The following is a 19,493-nucleotide window of genomic DNA, read 5'->3' as shown; positions in this document are numbered from 1 at the left end:
GGCCGACGGGACGCCGTCGGACCGAGCCCAGGTCCACAGCGCGGCGTCCGCTCATCCGCAGGAGGCACCATGAAGGCAGTCGTGTGGCACGGCGTCGGGGACATCCGGCTCGACGACGTCCCGGACCCGACCATCCAGGACCCCACCGACGCGATCATCGAGGTGACCGCGAGCGGCATCTGCGGCACCGACCTGCACTTCGTCCGGGGCACGATGTCCGGCATGGTCGAGGGCACGATCCTCGGCCACGAGGCGGTGGGCATCGTGCGGGAGACCGGCCCGGGCGTGCGGAACCTGCGCCCCGGAGACCGGGTGGTGGTCCCCTCGACAGTCGGCTGCGGCTGGTGCTCCTACTGCCGGGCCGGCTACTACGCGCAGTGCGACAACGCGAACCCCAACGGGGCCGCCGCCGGCACCTGCTTCTTCGGCGGCCCGCAGACCACCGGACCGGTCGACGGCCTGCAGGCCCAGTACGCCCGGATCCCGTACGCCAACGTCGGCCCGGTGTGGCTCCCCGACGAGGTGGGCGACGACGCGGCGCTGATGCTGTCCGACATCTACCCGACCGCCTGGTTCGGCGCGCGGCTGGCCGACGTGTCCGACGGTGACACCGTCCTCGTGCTGGGCGCGGGCCCGGTGGGCCAGTTCGCGGTGACCAGCGCCTTCCAGCAGGGCGCCGGCCGGGTGCTCGTCGTCGACGGCATCACCAGCCGGCTGGACCAGGCCCGGCGCCGGGGTGCGGAGGCGATCGACTTCAACACCGAGGACCCGGTCGAGGTGGTGAAGGAGCTCACCGGCGGCATCGGGGTCGACCGGGTGATCGACGCCGTCGGCGTGGACGCCCAGCGGCCGAAGACCGGACCGGCCGCGGAGAAGGCCGAGCAGGAGGCGGCGCAGTTCGACGCCGAGCGTGACCAGGTGGCCCCGGAGCAGAACCCGCACGGGGACACCTTCGTCCCGGGTGACGCGCCCAGCCAGTCGCTGGAGTGGGCGGTCCAGGCCGTCGCCAAGGCCGGCAGCATCGGGGTCATCGGCGTCTACCCACCGCAGCTGACCGCCTTCCCGACCGGCGCGGCGATGAACAAGAACCTCAGCATCAAGATGGGCAACTGCAACCACCGGCGCTACATCCCGCACCTGCTGGAGCTGGTGCGCACCGGGGCGGTGGACCCGGCCACGGTGCTGACTCAGGTCGAGGACATGCCCACCGTGTTGCAGGCCTACGAGACCTTCGACCACCGGGAGAGCGGCTGGACGAAGGCGGTCATCGCCCCCTGACCCGCGGGCAGTCGGTGCGGTCAGTCCCCGGGCCGGGGACTGACCGCGGCGGCAAGGACCGCCGAGCCGGCGGCGAAGGCGCCGCTGACCCAGGCGGGGCGGCGGTAGGCCGCCGAGGCCAGTGCGGTGGGCACCATGCTGGCCGCGTGCAGCGCGTCCGCGGCCACCCCCGCCAGCACCAGGCCGCGGGTCGGGTGCAGGAGGACGGCGGTGTGCTGGACGAGCATCCGGCCGCCGAACACCCGGACCACCCAGGCGCTCGGCTCGCGCCCACGCCCGCTGACCGCCCGGGCGACCTGTTCCGGGCGCACGAGCAGCACCACTCCCCCCACGGCCAGCGGGGCGGCGAGCGCCCGGGCCAGCGCCCGGCGCCGACGGCGGCTGTTCACCGGCGACCGCCGCGCCGGGGTGCGGCACCGGGACCGGCGGCGACGGTGCCCCGCCCGACCCCCGCCCATGTGTCCGTCACGACCTGTCCCGTCACGCGCTCCTCCTTCGTTCGCCGGCCCGCCGTCCACCGTGGACGCGCCCTCGATCCAGGACGCCCCGACGGCCGCTACGGCAGCGCGGGCAGCAGCTTGTCCAGGGTGACCGGCAGGTGCCGGACGCGGACGCCGGTGGCGGCGTGCACGGCGTTCACCACGGCCGCCGCGGTGCCCACGATGCCGATCTCGCCGATGCCCTTGGAGCCCATCGCGTTGACCCAGGGGTCGTGCTCGTCGATCCAGTGCGCCTCGATCTCGCCGACGTCGGCGTTGACCGTGATGTGGTACTCGGCCAGGTCGTGGTTGGCCACCTGGGCCACCTGCGGGTCCCAGACGCTGTCCTCGTGCAGCGCCATCGACAGCCCCATGGTCATCCCGCCGATGAGCTGCGAGCGCGCCGTGCGCGGGTTGATCACGCGGCCGACGCCGAAGACGCCGAGCAGCCGCGGCACCCGGACCTCCCCGGTGTCGGCGTTGACCCGCGCCTCGACGAACTGGGCGCCGAACGCGTACGGGGCGTGCGCGTCGTCGGTGGCCGCCTGGTCGACGTCCCCGCTGGCCGTGTCGCCGTCGCTCGGGTCGGTGCCGTACTTGGTGCGGAACTCCCGGGCCGCGACCACCAGCGCCGATCCCCAGGTGTTGGTGCCCGAGGAGCCCCCGGCCACCGAGGCGACCGGGTACCGGGTGTCCCCGATCCGCACCTCGACGTCGGCGACGTCGACGCCCAGGGCGTCCGCGGTGATCTGCGGCAGCACCGTCCAGGCGCCGGTGCCCAGGTCCGCAGCCCCGGTCTCGGCGACGTAGCGACCGCCCTCGTAGCGCAGCTCGGCCGTGGAGGTGGCCTGGCGCATCGTCGGGTAGACCGAGGAGGCGACGCCGGTGCCGACCAGCCAGTCGCCGTCCCGGTGCGCCCGTGGCCCGGACCAGCCGAACCGCTCGGCGCCCTCGCGCAGGCAGCGCACCAGGTTGCGGCTGGACCAGGGCTTGCCGGTCTCCGGGTCGACCTCGGGCTCGTTGCGGACGCGCAGCTCGATCGGGTCGATGCCGAGCTCCTCGGCCAGCTCGTCCATCGCGACCTCGGGCCCGAACATGCCCGGGCACTCGCCGGGTGCCCGCATCCACGACGGGACCGGGACGTCGAGGGCGGCCAGCCGGTGCGTGGTGCGCCGGTTCGGGGCGGCGTACATCATCCGGGCGGGCACCCCGGTCTGCTCCGCGAACTCCTTGATCCGCGAGGTCTGCTCGACCACGTCGATCGCGACCGCCGACAGCCGGCCCCGGTGGTCGGCGGCCAGCTGCACCCGCTGGATGGTCGGCGTGCGGTACCCGGCCAGGGAGAACATCTGCTGCCGGGTGAGCGCCAGCTTCACCGGCCGGCCGGGCAGCGCCCGGGCGGCCAGCGCGGTGAGCATCACGTTGGCGTGCGGCAGCCCCTTGGAGCCGAATCCCCCGCCCACGTAGGGGCAGACGACCCGCACCTGCTCCTGCTCCAGCCCGAAGACCTGGCACACCGCGGCGCGGTCGGGGTGCACCCCCTGGGTGGAGTCCCACAGGGTCAGCGAGCCCTCGCCCGCCGGCTCCCACAGCGCCGTCGTGGCGTGCGGCTCCAGCGGGTTGTTGTGGTACATCGCGGTGGCGTAGGTGTGCTCGACGGTGACCTCGGCGGTGGACATCGCCGCGGCGACGTCGCCCTCCGCGGTGTCGGTCTCGTGGCCGGCGTTGACCTGCTCGGGGGCGTAGAGGTCGTCCCGGTCGGCGGACAGCGTCGTGTCGTGCGGCTGCTCGGCGTAGCCGACCTCGATCGCGTCGGCGGCCTGCCGGGCCAGCTCGGAGGTCTCGGCGACCACCACCCCGATCAGCTGCCCGCGGAAGCCGACCTCCGGCCCCTGCAGGACGGCGTACTCGGCGTCGGAGTCGTCGGCCAGCCGCTCCGCGTTGAACGGCGTGAGCACGGCGAGCACCCCGTCCAGGGCCTCGGCCGCCGTGGTGTCCATCGCGGTGACCCGCCCGCGGGCGATCGTGGCCTGCACGGCGGAGCAGTAGGCCGGGTGCTCGACCGGCGTCTCGTAGGCGTAGGTCGCGGTGCCGCGGACCTTCTGCTCCCCGTCCCGGCGGACCAGGGCCTGGCCGATGGCGCGCGGCTCCAGCAGGTCGGTCATGACTGCTCCTCCGGGAGAAGGCCCCGCACGGTGGCCAGCACCGTCCGGGAGACGAGGGGGATCTTGAAGCCGTTGCCGCCGCCGACGCCGGGCTGCGGCTGGGCGGCCGCCAGCTCGGCGGCCATCGCGGCGCGGACGGCGTCCTCGGTGAGCTCCTGCCCGCGGAGGACCTCCTCGGCCCGGCTGGCCCGCCACGGCTTGTGCGCGACGCCGCCGAGGGCCAGCCGGAGGTCGCCGTCCGGGCGCAGGACCGCCGCCACCGAGACCAGCGCGAAGGCGTAGGAGGCCCGGTCGCGGACCTTGCGGTAGGCCGAGCGGGTGCCGGCCGGCAGCGCGGGGAGGTCGATCGCGGTGATCAGCTCGCCGTGCTCGAGCACCGTGTCCCGGGACGGGTCGTCGCCGGGCAGCCGGTGCAGGTCGACGAAGGGGATCGTGCGCTCACCGGCCGGGCCGAGCACCTGCACCTGCGCGTCCAGGGCGGCCAGCGCGACCGCCATGTCCGAGGGATGGGTGGCGATGCAGGTCTCCGGCGCCGTCGGGTCCGGCAGCGCGCCCGGGGTGCCGAGCACGGCGTGGTGGCGGGTGTAGCCGCCGACCGCGGAGCACCCGGTGCCGGGCTCGCGCTTGTTGCAGGGGGTGGTGACGTCGGCGAAGTAGACGCACCGGGTGCGCTGCAGCGGGTTGCCGCCGGTGGTGGCCATGTTGCGCAGCTGGCCGGTCGCACCGGCCAGCAGCGCCTGGGCCAGCACCGGGTAGCGCTCGCGGACCCGCCGGTCGGCGGCGACCGCGCTGTTGGTGGAGGCCGCACCCAGCCGCAGCCCGCCGTCCGGGGTGTCGGTGACCTCCCGCGAGGTCAGCGTGCGGACGTCGACCACCAGGTCCGGCCGGGCCACCCCGAGCCGGAGGTGGTCGACCAGGTTGGTGCCGCCGGCGAGGAACACCGCGTGCGGCTCGGCGGCCACGTCGCGCACGGCCTCGGCGACGTCGCCGGGGTGCGCGTAGGCGAACGGCTTCACGACCGGGCCGCCTGCTGCACCGCGGGGGTGATGTTCACGTACGCCGCGCAGCGGCAGAGGTTGCCGCTCATCCGCTCGGCCACCTCGTCGTGGGTCAGCTCCGGTTCCCCGGTGAGGTCCTCGGTGACGTGGCTGGGCCAGCCCCGGCCCACCTCGTCGAGCACGCCGACCGCCGAGCAGACCTGGCCCGGGGTGCAGTAGCCGCACTGGAAGGCGTCCTGGTCGAGGAACGCCTGCTGTACCGGGTGCAGCTCCCCGGCCGGGGCCAGCCCGTCGGCCGTGGTGATCTCCGCGCCGTCGTGCGCCACCGCCAGGGCGAGGCAGGTCAGCGCCCGGTCGCCGTCCAGCAGCACGGTGCAGGCCCCGCACTGTCCGTGGTCGCACCCCTTCTTCGGGCTGGTGTTGCCCAGCCGCTCGCGCAGCGCGTCCAGCAGGGAGGTGCGGGTGTCGACGGTGAGGCGGTGCGCCTCGCCGTCGACCCGCAACGTGATCTCGGCGTCCATGGGCCGCTGGTGCCCGACCGCTGCCGCCCGGCAAACCACGGCCCCGGCGCGGCGGGCGGGCGGGCGACGACAGGGGCGACGACAGGGACGCCGAGGTGAACGCTCTGGTGGACGGCGCGTGGCGGCCTTGATCGACAACGCCGTCCTGGAGTACGAAGACGCCATCGACCACAAGCCGGCGGGAGGGGTCACGGACCCCGCACCCCGTCCCCCCGCGCCCGGTGTCCCCGCACTCTCCAGGTACCCCGTCCCCACGCCCCGGCCGCCGGTCGGCGCGCGGGCGGGCGCCGGGGTCCGGGCCCGGGCGCGTGCCTGGACCGGCAAGCTGCTGGCCCGCCGCATCCAGAAGCGCGGCATCGACCTCTCCAGCCTGACCTTCATCCCCGAACGCACCAAGGTGCCCCTGCAGCGGGACGGCATCGACCCCGTCCCCCGGCTGGCGGAGCTCCGGGATCAGGACCCGGTGCACCGGCTCAAGCTGCCGTTCGCCTTCTCCGTGTACCTGGTCACCGGCGCGGAGCACGTCCGGGCCGTGCTGGCCGACCGGGACAGCTGGAGCAACGACATCCGGCACCTGCTGCCGGGCGCCGGTCCGAGCAGCGCCGAGGAGGTCGGTGGCCTGGGCTTCACCGACCCGCCCCTGCACACCCGGCTGCGCAAGATCATCACGCCGGAGTTCACGATGCGCCGGCTGGCCCGGCTCGAGCCGATGATCGAGACCATCGTGGCGGAGCGGCTCGACGCCCTGGCCGCGACCGGGTCCCCGGCCGACCTGGCCCGGCTGGTCTCCTTCCCGGTGCCGTTCCAGACCATCTGCGCGCTGCTGGGCCTGGAGCTGGAGGACCGGGACGCGTTCGCCCGGCTCGGCGTCCAGCGCTTCGACGCGACCGCCGGCGCCGCCGCGGCCTTCGGTGCGGTCTCGGCCCAGCGCGAGTTCCTCTTCGACGCCGTCGCCCGGCAGCGCGCCGAGCCCGGCCCCGGGTTGATCGGCCAGATCATCCGGGACGAGGGCGACCGGATCTCCGACGTCGACCTCGCCGGCCTGGCCGACGGCGTCTTCACCGGCGGCTACGAGACGACCGCCGGGATGATCTCGCTGAGCACCATGGTGCTGCTGCGCGACCCGGCCCACGCCGCGCTGGTGCGCGACGGCTCACGCGCGGACGTCGACCGGGTGGTCGAGGAGCTGCTGCGGCACCTGTCGGTCGTGCAGCTGGCGTTCCCCCGGTTCGCCCGGCACGACCTGGACCTCTTCGGCGTCCCGCTGAAGGCCGGGGACGTCGTGCTCGCCTCGCTCAGCGGCGCGAACCGCGACCCGCGGTCGGCCGGGGACCAGCCGGAGACCTTCGACCCGCTGCGGCGACCGGTCTCCGGCCACCTGGCCTTCGGTCACGGCATCCACCGGTGCATCGGCGCGGAGCTGGCCCGGATGGAGCTGCGGGTCGTGCTGCCCGCGCTGCTCCGCCGCTTCCCCGACCTCGCGCTGGCCGTGCCGCAGCGGGAGCTGTCCTTCCGCGAGCTGTCCTTCGTCTACGGCCTGGACGAGCTGCCCGTCCGGTTCTGAGCGCTCCGCCGGGGCGGTGTGAGCTGTGCCGCCGGTGGACGTCCGACGGCATACCGGTGTCCTCGTCGGGTAGTGCCCAACGGAACGCCGGCGACACACATGGAAGAGTCGGCCCCCTCTCGAGGACTGGACCCCGCCCATGAGTGGAAACGCCACGCACCGCTTCAGCAACACCAGCATCCTGACCGTGCAGACGGCAGATGCCTCCCGAGTCGTCACCTCCGACGCCATCGACGAGCGGCTCGCCGACACCTACAAGCGGGTCGGGCTGCGCCCTGGCCTGCTCGAACGGCTGGCCGGCATCCGCGAGCGCCGGTGGTGGGAGGACGGCGTCACCTTCACCGACGGCGCCGCCATGGCCGGGGCGAAGGCGATCAGCGAGAGCGGCGTCGACCCGGCCGGCATCGGCCTGATGATCAACACCTCGGTCAGCCGCCGGTACCTGGAGCCCTCGACGGCCGTCGCCGTCCACCACGCGCTGGGGCTGCCGCGGTCGGCGCAGAACTTCGACGTGACCAACGCCTGCCTCGGCTTCGTCAACGGCATGGAGCTGGCCGCGGCGATGATCGACTCCGGGATGATCGAGCACGCCGTGATCGTCAACGGGGAGGACGCCCAGACGGTCCAGGACCGCACCATCGACCGGCTCAACCAGCCCGACACGACCGCCCGTGACGTGATCGCCCAGTTCGCGACCCTGACCCTGGGGTCCGGTGCCGTGGCCATGGTGCTCGGCCGGTCCGACCAGCACCCGGAGGGCCACCGGCTGGTCGGCTCCGTCAGCCGGGCCGGCACGGAGCACCACGAGCTGTGCACCGGCGACAACGACGAGATGCGCACCGACCTCAAGGGCCTGCTGGAAGCGGGCCTGGACCTGTCGATGGACATGTGGGAGGAGGCCGCCGCGGACTTCGACTGGCAGCGCGGCATGGACCGCTACGTGATCCACCAGGTGTCCAAGGTGCACACGGCCGCCATGTGCGAGCGGTTCGGCATCGACGAGACCCGGGTGCCCAAGACCTTCCCCACCCGCGGCAACCTGGGCCCGGCGTCGGTGCCCTACACCCTGGCCAACGCCCAGCACGAGCTGGTCGACGGCGACCGGGTGCTGCTCATGGGCATCGGCTCGGGCCTCAACGCCTCCTGCCTCGAGATCGCCTGGTGAGCACGCCGACCGACCTCCCGGCCGGCCTGCCCGGGCTGGACCCGGCCTGGTCCCGCCGGATCACCGTGGCCGACGCCGGCGGCACGAAGCACGAGTGGCACCTGCTCGACAACGGCGTTCCCGACCCGGTGGGCACCTTGCTGTGCGTGCACGGCAACCCCACCTGGTCCTACCTCTGGCGCCGGCTGCTCGCCGCGGCCCCACCCGGGTGGCGGGTCATCGCCCCGGACCAGCTGGGCATGGGCTTCTCGGCGCGGCTCCCCGGGCCCCGGCCGTTGGAGCAGCGGGTCGCCGACCTCGGCGACCTCACCTCCGCGCTGGGCGTCACCGGCCCGGTGGTCACCGTCGGGCACGACTGGGGCGGGGTCATCTCGCTGGGCTGGGCGCTGGCGCACCGGGACCAGCTGCGCGGCGTCGTCCTGGGCAACACCGCGGTCTCGATGCCGCCCGGTGACCTCGGCCCGGCGCTGATCCGCCTGGCGCACGCGCCCGGGGTCCGGTCGGTGGCCACGGTCGGCACGCCGCTGTTCGTCCGGGCGACGACGGCGCTGTCCTCCCCGCGGTTGCCGGCCGACGTCCGCGACGCCTTCGCCGCGCCCTACCGGACGGCGGCCCGCCGACGGTCGGTCGGGGACTTCGTGGCCGACATCCCCTTCTCCACCGGCCACCCCTCCCGGGCCGCGCAGGAGGCGATCGCCGAGGGCATCCGCTCCCTCGACGTCCCGGCGCTGCTGCTGTGGGGCCCGCGCGACCCGGTCTTCGGCGAGCGGTACCTGGCCGACCTGCGCGCGCGGCTCCCCCAGGCCCAGCTGCACCGCTACGAGGGCGCCTCGCACCTGCTGCCCGAGGACGCACCGCAGTACGCCGCCGCGGTCGCCCAGTGGGTCGGCGACCTGTCCACCGGCCGGCACACCGCCACCACCGCCCGCCCGGCCGAGCCGACGCCGCAGACCCGGGGCCTCGGCTCCGCGCTGGCCGACCGGGCCGGTGACGACTCCCCGGCCGTGGTCGAGGTCGGTGGCGCGACCGTCAGCTGGGCGCAGCTGCACCGCCGGGTCGAGCACCTCGCCGCCGGGCTCGGCCAGGCCGGCGTCCGGCCGGGGCAGCGGGTCGCCCTGCTGGTCGAGCCCTCCACCGACCTCACCGCCGCGGTCTACGCCGTCTGGCGGGCCGGCGCCGTCATCGTCGTGGCCGACAAGGGCCTGGGCCTGCGCGGCATGCGCCGGGCACTGCGCAGCGCCCGGGTCGACGCGGTCATCGGCGGCGCCCCCGGGCTGGCGGCCGCCCGCGCCATGGGGCTGACCGCGACCCGGATCGCCGCCACGCCGCTGCCCGCCGCCGCCGCACGCGCGCTGTCGGTGGCCACCACGCTCGAGGAGCTGGAGCGCGCGGGCAGCACCGCACCGCTGCCGCCCGAGGCCGACCCGGACACCGACTGCGCCGTCCTGTTCACCTCCGGCGCGACCGGGCCCGCCAAGGGCGTCGTCTACACGCGGCGCCAGGCGATGGCCCAGCTGGACCTGGTCGGTGCCACGTACGGGCTGTCCCCCGACGACCGGCTGGTCGCCGGCTTCGCGCCGTTCGCGCTGTTCGGGCCGGCGCTGGGCATCGGTTCCGCGGTGCCCGACGTCGACGTGACCCGGCCCGGGTCGCTGACGGCAGCCGCGTTGGCCGACGCCGCCGCGGCGGTCGACGGCACGGTGGTCTTCGCCTCCCCGGCCGCGCTGAGCCGGGTCGCCGCCACCGCCGGCGAGCTGAGCGACGCCCAGCGGGCCGCGCTGGGCCGGGTGCGCCTGCTCATGTCCGCCGGCGCCCCGGTGCCGCTGCCGTTGCTGCGGCGACTGCGCGAGGTGCTGCCCGCGGCAGCGGCGCACACCCCGTACGGGATGACCGAGGCGCTGCCGGTCACCGACGTCTCGGCGACCGAGATCGAGGCCGCCGGGCCCGGGAACGGGGTCTGCGTCGGCCGGCCGCTGCCCGGGGTCGACGTCCGGGTCAGCCCGCTGTCCCCGACCGGGTCGGCCGACGGCGAGCTCACCGACGCCCCCGGGACGACCGGTGAGGTGGCCGTGCGGGCCGCGCACGTCAAGGACCGTTACGACGCCCTGTGGGCCACCGAGCGCGCCTCGTCCCGCGACCCGGGCTTCCACCGGACCGGTGACGTCGGGCACCTGGACGCCGAGGGCCGGCTGTGGATCGAGGGCCGGCTGCCGCACGTGGTGACCACCGCCGCCGGCGTGGTGACCCCGGTCGGCGTCGAGCAGCGGGTCCAGCTGCTGGACGACGTCAGCGCCGCGGCCGTGGTCGGCGTGGGGCCGGTCGGTGCACAGGTCGTGGTGGTCGTCGTCGTCCCCGCCGACGGGGCACGCCGCCGCGCCCGGCTCGAGCTCGCCGGGCCGGCCCTGGCCGACGCCGTCCGCGACGCTGCGGGCACCGAGGTCGCCGCCGTCCTGGTCACCGGCAGGCTGCCGGTCGACATCCGGCACCAGTCGAAGATCGACCGGCGGGAGGTGGCCCGGCAGGCGGCCCGCACGCTCGCCGGCGCGCGGACCGGCACCCGATGAGGGTGCTGGTCACCGGCGCGAGCGGCATGCTCGGCCGGGCCACGGTGCACGGCCTGCTGGCCCGGGGCGACGAGGTCACCGTGCTCCAGCGCCGCCCGGCCGGGCTGCCCTGCCGCGAGGTGCGCGGGGACGTCGCCGACCAGGCCGTGGTGGCCCGCGCGGTGACCGGGCAGGACGCCGTGCTGCACCTGGCCGCCAAGGTCGACGTCACCGGGCGGTGGGCGGAGTACGCGCGGGCCAACATCGACGGCACCCGCGCGGTGGTCGCCGCCTGCCGGCGCGCCGGGGTCGGCCGGCTGGTGCACGTCTCCTCGCCGTCGGTCGCGCACGGCGGCTCGGCCCTGGTCGGGGTCGGCGCGCAGCCGGCCGACCCGGCGCGGGCCCGCGGGCACTACTCCCGCTCCAAGGCCGTCGCCGAGCAGGAGGCACTGGCCGCGGACGACGCCGCGCTCGCCGTGCTCGCGGTGCGCCCGCACCTGGTCTGGGGTCCCGGGGACACCCAGCTGGTCGAGCGGATCGTCGAGCGGGCCCGGGCCGGGCGGCTGCCGGTGATCGGCTCGGGTGCCGCGCTCATCGACACCACCTACGTGGACAACGCCGCCGCCGCGCTGATCGCCGCGGTCGACGCCTGCGGCCGGGTGCACGGGGAGGCGCTGGTGGTCTCCAACGGCGAGCCCCGCCCGGTCGCCGAGGTGATCGACCGGCTGTGCCGCGCCGCCGCCGTCCCCGGGCCGCGCCGGCGGGTGCCGTACCGGGCGGCCTGGGCCGCCGGCGGCCTCGTCGAGGCGATCTGGATGGTCACCCAGCGGCGGGACACTCCCCCGCTGACCCGGTTCCTGGCCGAGCAGCTGGCGACCGCGCACTGGTTCGACCAGCGCCGCACCCGCGAGGCGCTCCGCTGGACGCCGCAGGTGTCGCTGGACGACGGTTTCACCCGGCTCACCCAGGCCTACGCTGCGGCCTGAGGCCGGGAGGTGCGCGGCGTGGCGGACGACGGACTCCCGGACGACGTCGGCTTCGCGCGGTTCGTCACCGACCACCGTCCCGGGCTGCTGCGCACCGCGCTGCTGCTGACCGGCGACCGGGCCACCGCCGAGGAGCTGGTGCAGCGGGCCCTGACCCGCACCCGGCGGGCCTGGCCCGCGCCGGACCCGCTGACCACGGCCCGCCGGGCGCTGGTGACCGGCGCCGGCCGCCGGGGGGTGGGCAGCGAGCAGGTCATCGAGGAGCTGCCCGATCCGCTCGCCCCGGCGGTGGACGAGGAGCTGGCCCGCGCGCTGCGGGAGCTCCCCCTGCGGACCCGCGCCGCGACGGTGTTCCGCGTCGCCGACGGCCTCGACCCGGCCGCCGTCGGCGCGGTGCTCGGCGTCCCGGCGGCGGCGGCCGACGCGGCCGCTGCCGAGGGTGCCGAGCGGCTGCGCCCGGCCGTGCGGCCGGACCCCTACCGGCGCGCGCAGCCGGCGACGGAGGAACAGCGGCTGCACGACGGGCTGGCCCGGCTGTCCGGGGCACCGGGCGGGTGGCGGCTGGACGCCGCGCAGGCCGTCGCCGACGTCGGGCACCGGCGGACGGGGCTGCGGCGGCGGGTGCTGGCCGCGGCCACGGTGGCCGCGGTGCTGCTCGCCGGTGCGGTCGGCGCGCTGACCCGGCCGGCGTCCGACCGACCCGACCCCGCCGCCGGGCCGTCGGCTGCCGCCTCGGCGGGCGCCGAGCCGTCGGGTGGCACGTCGTCGGGTGCCGGGCCGTCGGGCGCCGGGCCGTCGGCCGGTGCCCCTGCCGACGAGCCGTCCGTCCGTACCGCGCCCGTCCTCACCGGTCCCGCCCGCGGGTCGCTGGCCGACGACCCCGCGTTCCTCGCCGCGGTGCAGCGGGCCGACTGGGGTGGCCTGGCGGCGCCCCCGGTCGCGGACCGGACCGTGGTCTTCGCCGGGGACACCCCCTCCGGCCGCGCGGCGCTGGTCGTCGGCACGGTGGACGAGGACTTCCGCGGCACCTGGCTCATCGGGCCGACCGGGGCATCCGCGGACGCGCTCGTCCCCCAATTCCCGCGGGGGCTGGGCCGCAGCCGGCCGGTCGCCCTGCTGCTGGGCGGGCCGGGTGCGGCGTCGCTGGTGGTGGTCACCGCACCGGGCGACACGATCGAGGTCTCCGACCGGCTGCGGGTCGGCCCGCGCGGCACCGTCGGCCGCGGCTACACGCCGGTCGAGGCGGTCGAGGGCGTGGCCGTCGTCCCGGCGACCACCACCGAGGACGGCCCGGCGCTGAGCGTCCGGGTCACCCGGGAGGGACGGCTGGTGCACCGCTCGGCCGTCGACTGGCCCGGGGACCGGCCCGGCCGCAGCACCCCGCTCCCCGAGCTCGACCCGGTGCGCCCGGTCGACGGCGAACCCGACGCACGGGTGGTCGCGGCCGCCCTGGTCGGGTTGGCCGTGCCGCTGGGCGTGGAACCCGCCGAGCTGCAGCCGGAGCTGCTGTGGTCGGGCACCCTGCCGCAGAGCCGGGGGCCGGGCACCGTCGCCGTCGTCGTCGGTCGCAGCCCCGGCGGTGCGCTGGTGGTCACGACCTGGGTCGGTGGCGTCGGCGGGGCGCTTGCCTGCGGCACCGCCACCCCGCCCGGCCCCACCCCGGTGGCGTCGCTGACCGTCGTCCGGACGTGCACGGTCGAACGGCCGGGGCGCGCACAGCCGGGCGACGGCAGCTGGCTCGTGGTCACCGCGCCACCGGCCGCGGCTGCCGCACTGGTGCTGGGCCCCACCGACCGGGTGCTGGCCCAGCTCCCGCTGACCGGGGGCGGCACGGTCGTCGCCCTCCCCGAGGGCGCGCGCACCGTGCGCACCGTGGACGCCGCGGGGCAGCTCCTCGCGCAGGCCCCCGTGGCCCCGATGGCGAGCGAGCCGTTCGGCGACTTCGGGAGCGGCCCGCAGGGCTGAGCGGCTCACGCCGGGCCCGGCGGCAGTGTGCGCCGGACCTTGCCGCTCCGTAACGCGTCGGGGCGCCGACCGAAACACCCCGTACATAGCTTCCCTCGGCATGGGACCCGCGTCGGCAGCACCGGAGTCCCGCAGCACCGCCGTCGCCGTCGTCGAAGGAGCCCCCTGCGCATGAGCACCGCCGACCCGATGCCCACGAGCGGCGCCGCCCCGCGCACCCCCGGAGGCCGCCGGCTCGTCGTCGTCGGCGGCGGGATGGTCGCCCACCGGCTGGTCGAGGCGCTCGTCGACCGCGGCGGGGTCGCCGAGGGCGGCTGGCAGGTGACCGTGCTGGCCGAGGAGCCGCGCGCACCCTACGACCGGGTCGCCCTCACCTCCTACTTCTCCGGCCGGGACCCGCAGGACCTGGCGCTCGGCGACCCGGCCCTCTGGGACACCTTGGGGGTTCAGCTGCGCCGCGGCGAGCAGGTGACCGAGGTCGACCGCGCGGCCCGGGTGGTGCGGACGGCGGGCGGCCGGGAGCACGGCTACGACGCGCTCGTGCTGGCCACCGGATCCGCGCCGTTCGTCCCCCCGGTCGAGGGCAAGGAGCTCCCCGGCTGCTTCGTCTACCGGACGATCGACGACGTCGCGGCCCTCCGCCAGTACGTGACCGAGGTCGGCACCCGGCGGCAGGAGGGCAGCAGCCCCCGCCCGGTCACCGGCGCCGTCGTCGGCGGCGGGCTGCTCGGGCTGGAGGCCGCCGGCGCGCTGACCGCGCTGGGCGTGCAGACCCACGTGGTCGAGTTCGCCCCCCGGCTGATGCCGCTGCAGGTCGACGAGGGCGGCGGCGAGGCGTTGCAGCGGCTGGTCGGTGCGCTCGGCGTGCAGGTGCACGCCGGCACCGCGACCGCCAGGCTGACCGCGGGCCGGGACGGCCGGGTGGCGCGCATGCACGCCGCCGAGGGCTCCGCGGCCGGCCTCACCCACCTGGACGTCGACGTCGTCGTCTTCGCCGCGGGCGTGCGGCCGCGCGACGAGCTGGCCCGGGCCTGCGAGCTGCCGGTCGGCCCGCGCGGCGGGGTGGTGGTCGACCCGACCTGCCGCACCGAGGACCCGGCCGTGTGGGCGATCGGCGAGGTCGCCTGCCTGGACGGGCGCACCTACGGCCTCGTCGCCCCCGGCTACACGATGGCCGAGATCGTCGCCGACCAGCTGCTCGGTGGAGCCGCGGAGTTCCCCGGCGCCGACCTCTCGACCAAGCTCAAGCTGCTGGGCGTGGACGTCGCCAGCTTCGGCGACGCGTTCGGCACCTCCCCGGGGGCGCTGTCGGTCGTCTACGGCGACCCGGTGGCCGGGGTCTACAAGAAGCTGGTGCTCTCCGACGACGCCCGCACGCTGCTCGGCGGCATCCTGGTCGGGGACGCGAGCGCCTACGCCGGGCTGCGGCCGCTGGTGGGCCGCGAGCTGGGCGGTGACCCGGCCGCTTGGCTGCTGCCGGAGGGTGCCGAGGGCGGTCCGGCCTCGGCCGAATTGCCCGACGACGCCGCGGTCTGCTCCTGCAACAACGTCACCGCCGGGGCCATCCGGGACGCCGTCCGCTGCGACGGGTGCACCGACCTGGGCGCGGTGAAGGCCTGCACGAAGGCCGGCACGAGCTGTGGTTCCTGCCTGCCGCTGGTGAAGAAGCTGGTCACCACCGAGCTGACGGCCGCCGGGGCGACGGTGAGCTCGGCGCTGTGCGAGCACTTCGACGTCAGCCGGGCGCAGCTGTTCGACGTCGTCCGGGTCACCGGGATCACCAGCTTCAGCGAGCTGGTCGACCGGCACGGCCGCGGCCGGGGCTGCGACATCTGCAAGCCGGTGGTCGCCTCCATCCTGGCCAGCCTCGCCCCCGGGCACGTGCTGGACGGCGAGCGGGCGACGCTGCAGGACACCAACGACCACGTGATGGCCAACATCCAGAAGGACGGCACCTACTCGGTGGTGCCGCGCATCCCGGGCGGCGAGGTGACGCCGGAGGGGCTGATCGCGATCGGTGAGGTGGCCCGCGACTTCGGGCTCTACACCAAGATCACCGGTGGGCAGCGGATCGACCTGTTCGGCGCCCGGATGGAGCTGCTGCCGGCGATCTGGGAGCGGCTGGTGGCCGCCGGTTTCGAGTCCGGGCACGCGTACGGCAAGTCGCTGCGCACGGTGAAGTCCTGCGTGGGGTCGACCTGGTGCCGGTACGGAGTGCAGGACTCGGTGGCTCTGGCGATCGCCCTGGAGCTGCGCTACCGCGGGCTGCGCTCCCCGCACAAGATCAAGCTGGGCGTCTCCGGCTGCGCGCGGGAGTGCGCCGAGGCCCGCGGCAAGGACGTCGGCGTCATCGCCACCGACAAGGGGTGGAACCTCTACGTCGGCGGCAACGGCGGGTTCACCCCGCGGCACGCGAAGCTGCTGGCCGAGGACCTGGACACCGAGACGCTGGTCCGCACCATCGACCGCTTCCTCGTCTACTACGTCCGCACCGCCGACCGGCTGCAGCGCACCGCGCCCTGGCTGGAGGAGATCGAGGGCGGGCTGGACCACGTGCGCGCCGTCGTCCTGGACGACAGCCTGGGCATCGCCGCCGACCTGGACGCGGCGATGGCCGACCACGTCGAGGGCTACACCGACGAGTGGCGGGCCACCCTGGAGGACCCGGAGAAGCTGCGCCGGTTCGCCTCCTTCGTCAACGCCCCCGACTCCCCCGACCCCTCGCTGTCCTACGTGGTGGAGCGGGGTCAGCCCCGGCCGAGCACCGCGGCGGAACGGACGGCCGGCGAGGCCGCCGGCGCCGTGCTGGTGGCCGGCCCCCGACTGGAGGTGTTCTCCCGATGACCGCGACCCTGCCCCCCTGGACCACAGCCCCGACCGGGTGGACGACCGTCTGTCGGTACGCCGACCTGCAGCCCGAGCGCGGGGTGGCCGCTCTGGTCGGGGACGAGCAGATCGCGCTGTTCCGGCTCTTCGACGGCTCGCTGCACTCCGTGGGGCACCGCGACCCGGTCAGCGGTGCGCACGTGATCGCCCGGGGCATCGTGGGCACCCGCGGCGACGCGCCGACGGTGGCCTCGCCGATGTACAAGCAGGTCTTCGACCTGACCACCGGCGTCTGCCTGGACGCGCCCGACGACCCGGCGGTGCGGCTGCCGGTGTACCCGGTGCGGCTGCGCAACGGTCGGGTGGAGGTGCTCGCGGGCGACCCGGAGGCCGTCGCGCCGTAGGCCTCCGGATCGCTCAGCCGGGCGGGGCTTCCTCGCGCAGCGAACGGACCATGCTCCGCAGCAACCGGAGCGCGGTCGCCTGCTCCGTCTCGGTCAGACCGGCCAGCATCCTGACCTCGACGGACCGGACCGCCGCGGTCGCCTTATCCAGACTGCGCCGGCCGCGCGGGGTGAGCCGCGTGGGCAGGGCCTTCCCGACCGGCGCCTCGGCGGGACGGGTCACGTAGCCGTCCCGCTCCAGGGCCTGGAGCAGCACATTCATCGACTGACGGGTCACGAACGCCCCCCGGGCCAGCTCGGAGTTCGACGAGCCCGGTCGCTGGGCCAGCAGCTCCAGGCAGGAGTAGTGGGTCACGCTCATCCCGAGCGGCCGCAGCACCTCCTCCATGGCCGTGCGGAGCGCGCTCGACGCCTCCTTGAGCAGGTAGCCCAGCGACGTCTCCAGGTCGATGCCGCCGTCTTGACTCATGTCAGGATTCTGACATAACGTCATGCGTGTCAGGAACCTGACATGCCTCGGAGGAGCGTTCCATGCCCGTGACCGGCCCCGACTTCATCTCCCTGCAGGCGCGCGACCTCGCCGCGTCCCAGGCGTTCTACGAGCAGTACCTCGGCCTCGTCCGCTCGCCGGCCGGGCCCCCGCACGCCGTCGTCTTCGAGACGAAGCCGATCGCGTTCGCCCTGCGCGACGTCGTCCCCGGCACCGATCTCGTCTCCGTCCCCCAGCCCGGCATCGGCGCCGCGATCTGGCTGCACGCCACCGACGTCCAGGCCATCCACGACGCGCTCGCCGCCGACGGGCACACCGTCGTCTCCGCACCCGTCGACGGGCCCTTCGGCCGGACGTTCACCTTCGCCGACCCCGACGGGTACCACGTCACCCTGCACGACCGGGCCTGATCAGCCGCCCGCCGACCGGGCACGGGTGCGCCGGGCTGGTCGGCGAGCAGGCAGGTCATCGACGGCCACGACCGGCCGCGGCGGTCCAGGCGGACATCGGGGCGTCGCAGCCTGCGGGCACCCGCGCACGCCGGGGGCGGTGCCGGCCCCTCGGGTGAGGGAGGAGGTGGAGCGGCGTAGGGACACGCCGGGGACGCGGACGCACGTCCATCGAGAACTCCCATCGGCGGCTCGGCCCCGGGACGGTGGGCAGCCCTGCTCGACATCTCCCTCCCGGCGGAGCCCGCGATGACCGAAGACCGAGCACCACTGCTGCACAGCCGCGCACGCCTGGTCCGCGCACTCGTCGCCGCGCTGATCGTGCTGGGAGGACTCGTCGCGCCGATCGGGGGGAACGTCCCCGCGCGCGCCATGCCGGCCGGTCCGGCGACCGCAGGCGCAGGCGACCTGGAGGCGCAGCTGCGGGCGGACCTGGAGGCCTACCTGCAGGAGCGCGGGGCGGCCGAGCACGTCTCGGGCGCGGGTCTGAGCGTGAGCCTGCCCGATCGTCGGTGGACCATCGACGTCAGCGCCGGGACGACGACCCTCGGCGGCTCGGTGCCGGTGCGACCGGACAGCGTCTGGCAGATCGGCAGCAACACCAAGGCGTTCACCGCCGTGCTGCTGCTGCAACTGGAGGCCGAGCACCGCCTGTCCATCGACGACACCCTCAGCACCTGGCTGCCGCAGTACCCGCAGTGGGGGGACGTGACGATCCGCCGCCTGCTGAACATGACCAGCGGCATCCCGACCTACGACGACCAGCCGGCCTGGTACGCCGACTACGGCGCCGACCCGCACACGTACTTCTCACCCGAACGGCTGGTCGGCTACGTGCTCGACGCTCCGGCCACGACGGGCTACAGCTACTCGAACACGAACTACGTCCTCGCCGAGATGATCATCGAACGGGTGACCGGGGCGAGCTATCAGGAGCAGCTCTACGACCGCATCATCGATCCGCTGTGCCTGCGCGACCTGCACTACCGCCCCCACGTCTACCCCGCCTCGGTGACCAGCCGCGAACCCGCCGGCTACCTGTTCAACGAGCAGTTCCCGTTGCCGCAGTTCGGACAGGACGTCAGCCGGGACACCCTGTCCTGGGCGCGCGCTGCCGGCGGCATCATCAGCACGACCAGGGACATGACCCGCTGGGAACGCGCTCTCTACGGCGGCCGGCTGCTGCCGCCCCAGCAGCAGGCCGAGCTGGAGAGCCTCATCTCCACCACGACCGGCCAGCCGATCGCGCGCACCTCCGTGGACGACCCCCAGGGGTTCGGACTGGGCATCGCCCAGCTCACGGTCGAGGAGCTCGGGACGTTCTGGTTCTACGAGGGCGAGACGCTGGGCTTCCGCGCCCTGCACGCCTACTTCCCGGACTCGGGGGTGATCATCGCCATCGGGCTGAACAGCGCCACCGACGACGACCAGAGCGCCGTCCTGATGACGACGGTCCACGACACGCTGCGCGCGCACGGACTGGTCCGCCCGCAGCCGGTCCCTGCCACCTCGGGCGCAGGGGCCCCTCGTCAGCAGAACGATCAGCCGTCCCGGTCCTCGAGCCAGTACGTCGACGGGGCGTCGACCTGGCCAGGCCGCTCCTGCTGGACCCGCTGACCGGTGCCCTCCGGGACGCGCCGCGCTGCTGACCGCGGTCCCG

General features: G+C 75.5%; 15 protein-coding genes. 10 read left to right on the top strand and 5 right to left on the bottom strand.

All coding sequences use genetic code 11. From position 1 onward, the window contains the following. Nucleotides 1–69 precede the first annotated feature (69 nt). A complete protein-coding gene (locus FB380_RS16330; RefSeq protein ID WP_166756425.1) occupies nt 70–1,278 on the top strand; it encodes a zinc-dependent alcohol dehydrogenase in 1,209 nt (402 codons plus the stop codon). A 20-nt stretch (nt 1,279–1,298) separates the two neighbouring features. On the opposite strand, the gene FB380_RS16325 is transcribed toward FB380_RS16330, so the two are convergent. From FB380_RS16325 to FB380_RS16310, 4 genes are all read right to left on the bottom strand, one after another. Continuing rightward, complete coding sequence (locus FB380_RS16325) at nt 1,299–1,667, bottom strand: hypothetical protein (RefSeq protein ID WP_166756424.1); 369 nt, start codon at nt 1,665–1,667, stop codon at nt 1,299–1,301. A gap of 167 nt (nt 1,668–1,834) precedes the next feature. After that, the gene (locus FB380_RS16320; RefSeq protein WP_166756423.1) at nt 1,835–3,922 is read right to left on the bottom strand and encodes a xanthine dehydrogenase family protein molybdopterin-binding subunit; all 2,088 of its coding nucleotides are present in this window, start codon (nt 3,920–3,922) and stop codon (nt 1,835–1,837) included. After that, nucleotides 3,919–4,938, bottom strand: coding sequence for an FAD binding domain-containing protein (locus FB380_RS16315; protein ID WP_166756421.1), 1,020 nt, complete (start codon nt 4,936–4,938; stop codon nt 3,919–3,921). Before FB380_RS16315 ends, FB380_RS16320 begins: the two co-directional genes overlap by 4 nt. Then, nucleotides 4,935–5,441 carry a 2Fe-2S iron-sulfur cluster-binding protein gene (locus FB380_RS16310; protein ID WP_166756420.1) on the bottom strand — a complete coding sequence of 169 codons (507 nt, stop codon included), beginning with the start codon at nt 5,439–5,441 and terminating at the stop codon, nt 4,935–4,937. The genes FB380_RS16315 and FB380_RS16310 overlap by 4 nt, the downstream gene beginning before the upstream one ends. Before the next feature lie 118 nt (nt 5,442–5,559). Here FB380_RS16310 and FB380_RS16305 point away from each other — a divergent pair, with 118 nt between their 5' ends. The 7 genes from FB380_RS16305 to nirD all read left to right on the top strand — a co-directional run bounded on the left by FB380_RS16305 (nt 5,560) and on the right by nirD (nt 16,894). Beyond that, nucleotides 5,560–7,005 (top strand): cytochrome P450, encoded by a 1,446-nt coding sequence (locus tag FB380_RS16305; RefSeq protein WP_229681924.1) that lies wholly within the window; start codon nt 5,560–5,562, stop codon nt 7,003–7,005. Between the two features lie 139 nt (nt 7,006–7,144). Then, the gene (locus FB380_RS16300) at nt 7,145–8,170 is read left to right on the top strand and encodes a 3-oxoacyl-ACP synthase III (protein WP_166756418.1); all 1,026 of its coding nucleotides are present in this window, start codon (nt 7,145–7,147) and stop codon (nt 8,168–8,170) included. Then, the gene (locus FB380_RS16295) at nt 8,167–10,734 is read left to right on the top strand and encodes an alpha/beta fold hydrolase (RefSeq protein ID WP_229681923.1); all 2,568 of its coding nucleotides are present in this window, start codon (nt 8,167–8,169) and stop codon (nt 10,732–10,734) included. The genes FB380_RS16300 and FB380_RS16295 overlap by 4 nt, the downstream gene beginning before the upstream one ends. Beyond that, nucleotides 10,731–11,699: an NAD-dependent epimerase/dehydratase family protein gene (locus FB380_RS16290; RefSeq protein WP_166756417.1), complete on the top strand. Its 969-nt coding sequence runs from the start codon at nt 10,731–10,733 to the stop codon at nt 11,697–11,699. The genes FB380_RS16295 and FB380_RS16290 overlap by 4 nt, the downstream gene beginning before the upstream one ends. Before the next feature lie 18 nt (nt 11,700–11,717). Further along, entirely contained in the window at nt 11,718–13,664 is a 1,947-nt protein-coding gene (locus FB380_RS16285) for a SigE family RNA polymerase sigma factor (protein WP_166756416.1), read from the top strand. 171 nt (nt 13,665–13,835) lie between these two features. Further along, nucleotides 13,836–16,508, top strand: a complete 2,673-nt coding sequence (gene nirB / locus FB380_RS16280) for a nitrite reductase large subunit NirB (RefSeq protein ID WP_229681922.1) — start codon at nt 13,836–13,838, stop codon at nt 16,506–16,508. Next, nucleotides 16,505–16,894 carry a nitrite reductase small subunit NirD gene (gene nirD / locus FB380_RS16275; protein ID WP_166756415.1) on the top strand — a complete coding sequence of 130 codons (390 nt, stop codon included), beginning with the start codon at nt 16,505–16,507 and terminating at the stop codon, nt 16,892–16,894. Before nirB ends, nirD begins: the two co-directional genes overlap by 4 nt. A gap of 13 nt (nt 16,895–16,907) precedes the next feature. Here the strand turns inward: nirD and FB380_RS16270 are convergent, their stop codons facing one another. Further along, nucleotides 16,908–17,363, bottom strand: coding sequence for a MarR family winged helix-turn-helix transcriptional regulator (locus FB380_RS16270; RefSeq protein ID WP_166756413.1), 456 nt, complete (start codon nt 17,361–17,363; stop codon nt 16,908–16,910). A gap of 62 nt (nt 17,364–17,425) precedes the next feature. Between FB380_RS16270 and FB380_RS16265 the strand changes: the two genes are divergently transcribed. Both FB380_RS16265 and FB380_RS16260 read left to right on the top strand, forming a co-directional pair. Next, nucleotides 17,426–17,794 carry a VOC family protein gene (locus FB380_RS16265; protein WP_166756412.1) on the top strand — a complete coding sequence of 123 codons (369 nt, stop codon included), beginning with the start codon at nt 17,426–17,428 and terminating at the stop codon, nt 17,792–17,794. Nucleotides 17,795–18,082: 288 nt separating this feature from the next. Next, complete coding sequence (locus FB380_RS16260; protein WP_166756411.1) at nt 18,083–19,450, top strand: serine hydrolase domain-containing protein; 1,368 nt, start codon at nt 18,083–18,085, stop codon at nt 19,448–19,450. The last annotated feature ends 43 nt before the right edge of the window (nt 19,451–19,493 follow it).

Origin of the sequence: Modestobacter marinus, assembly GCF_011758655.1 — a bacterium.
Classification (GTDB): domain Bacteria; phylum Actinomycetota; class Actinomycetes; order Mycobacteriales; family Geodermatophilaceae; genus Modestobacter; species Modestobacter marinus.
This window is presented reverse-complemented; position numbering and strand designations above follow the sequence as displayed.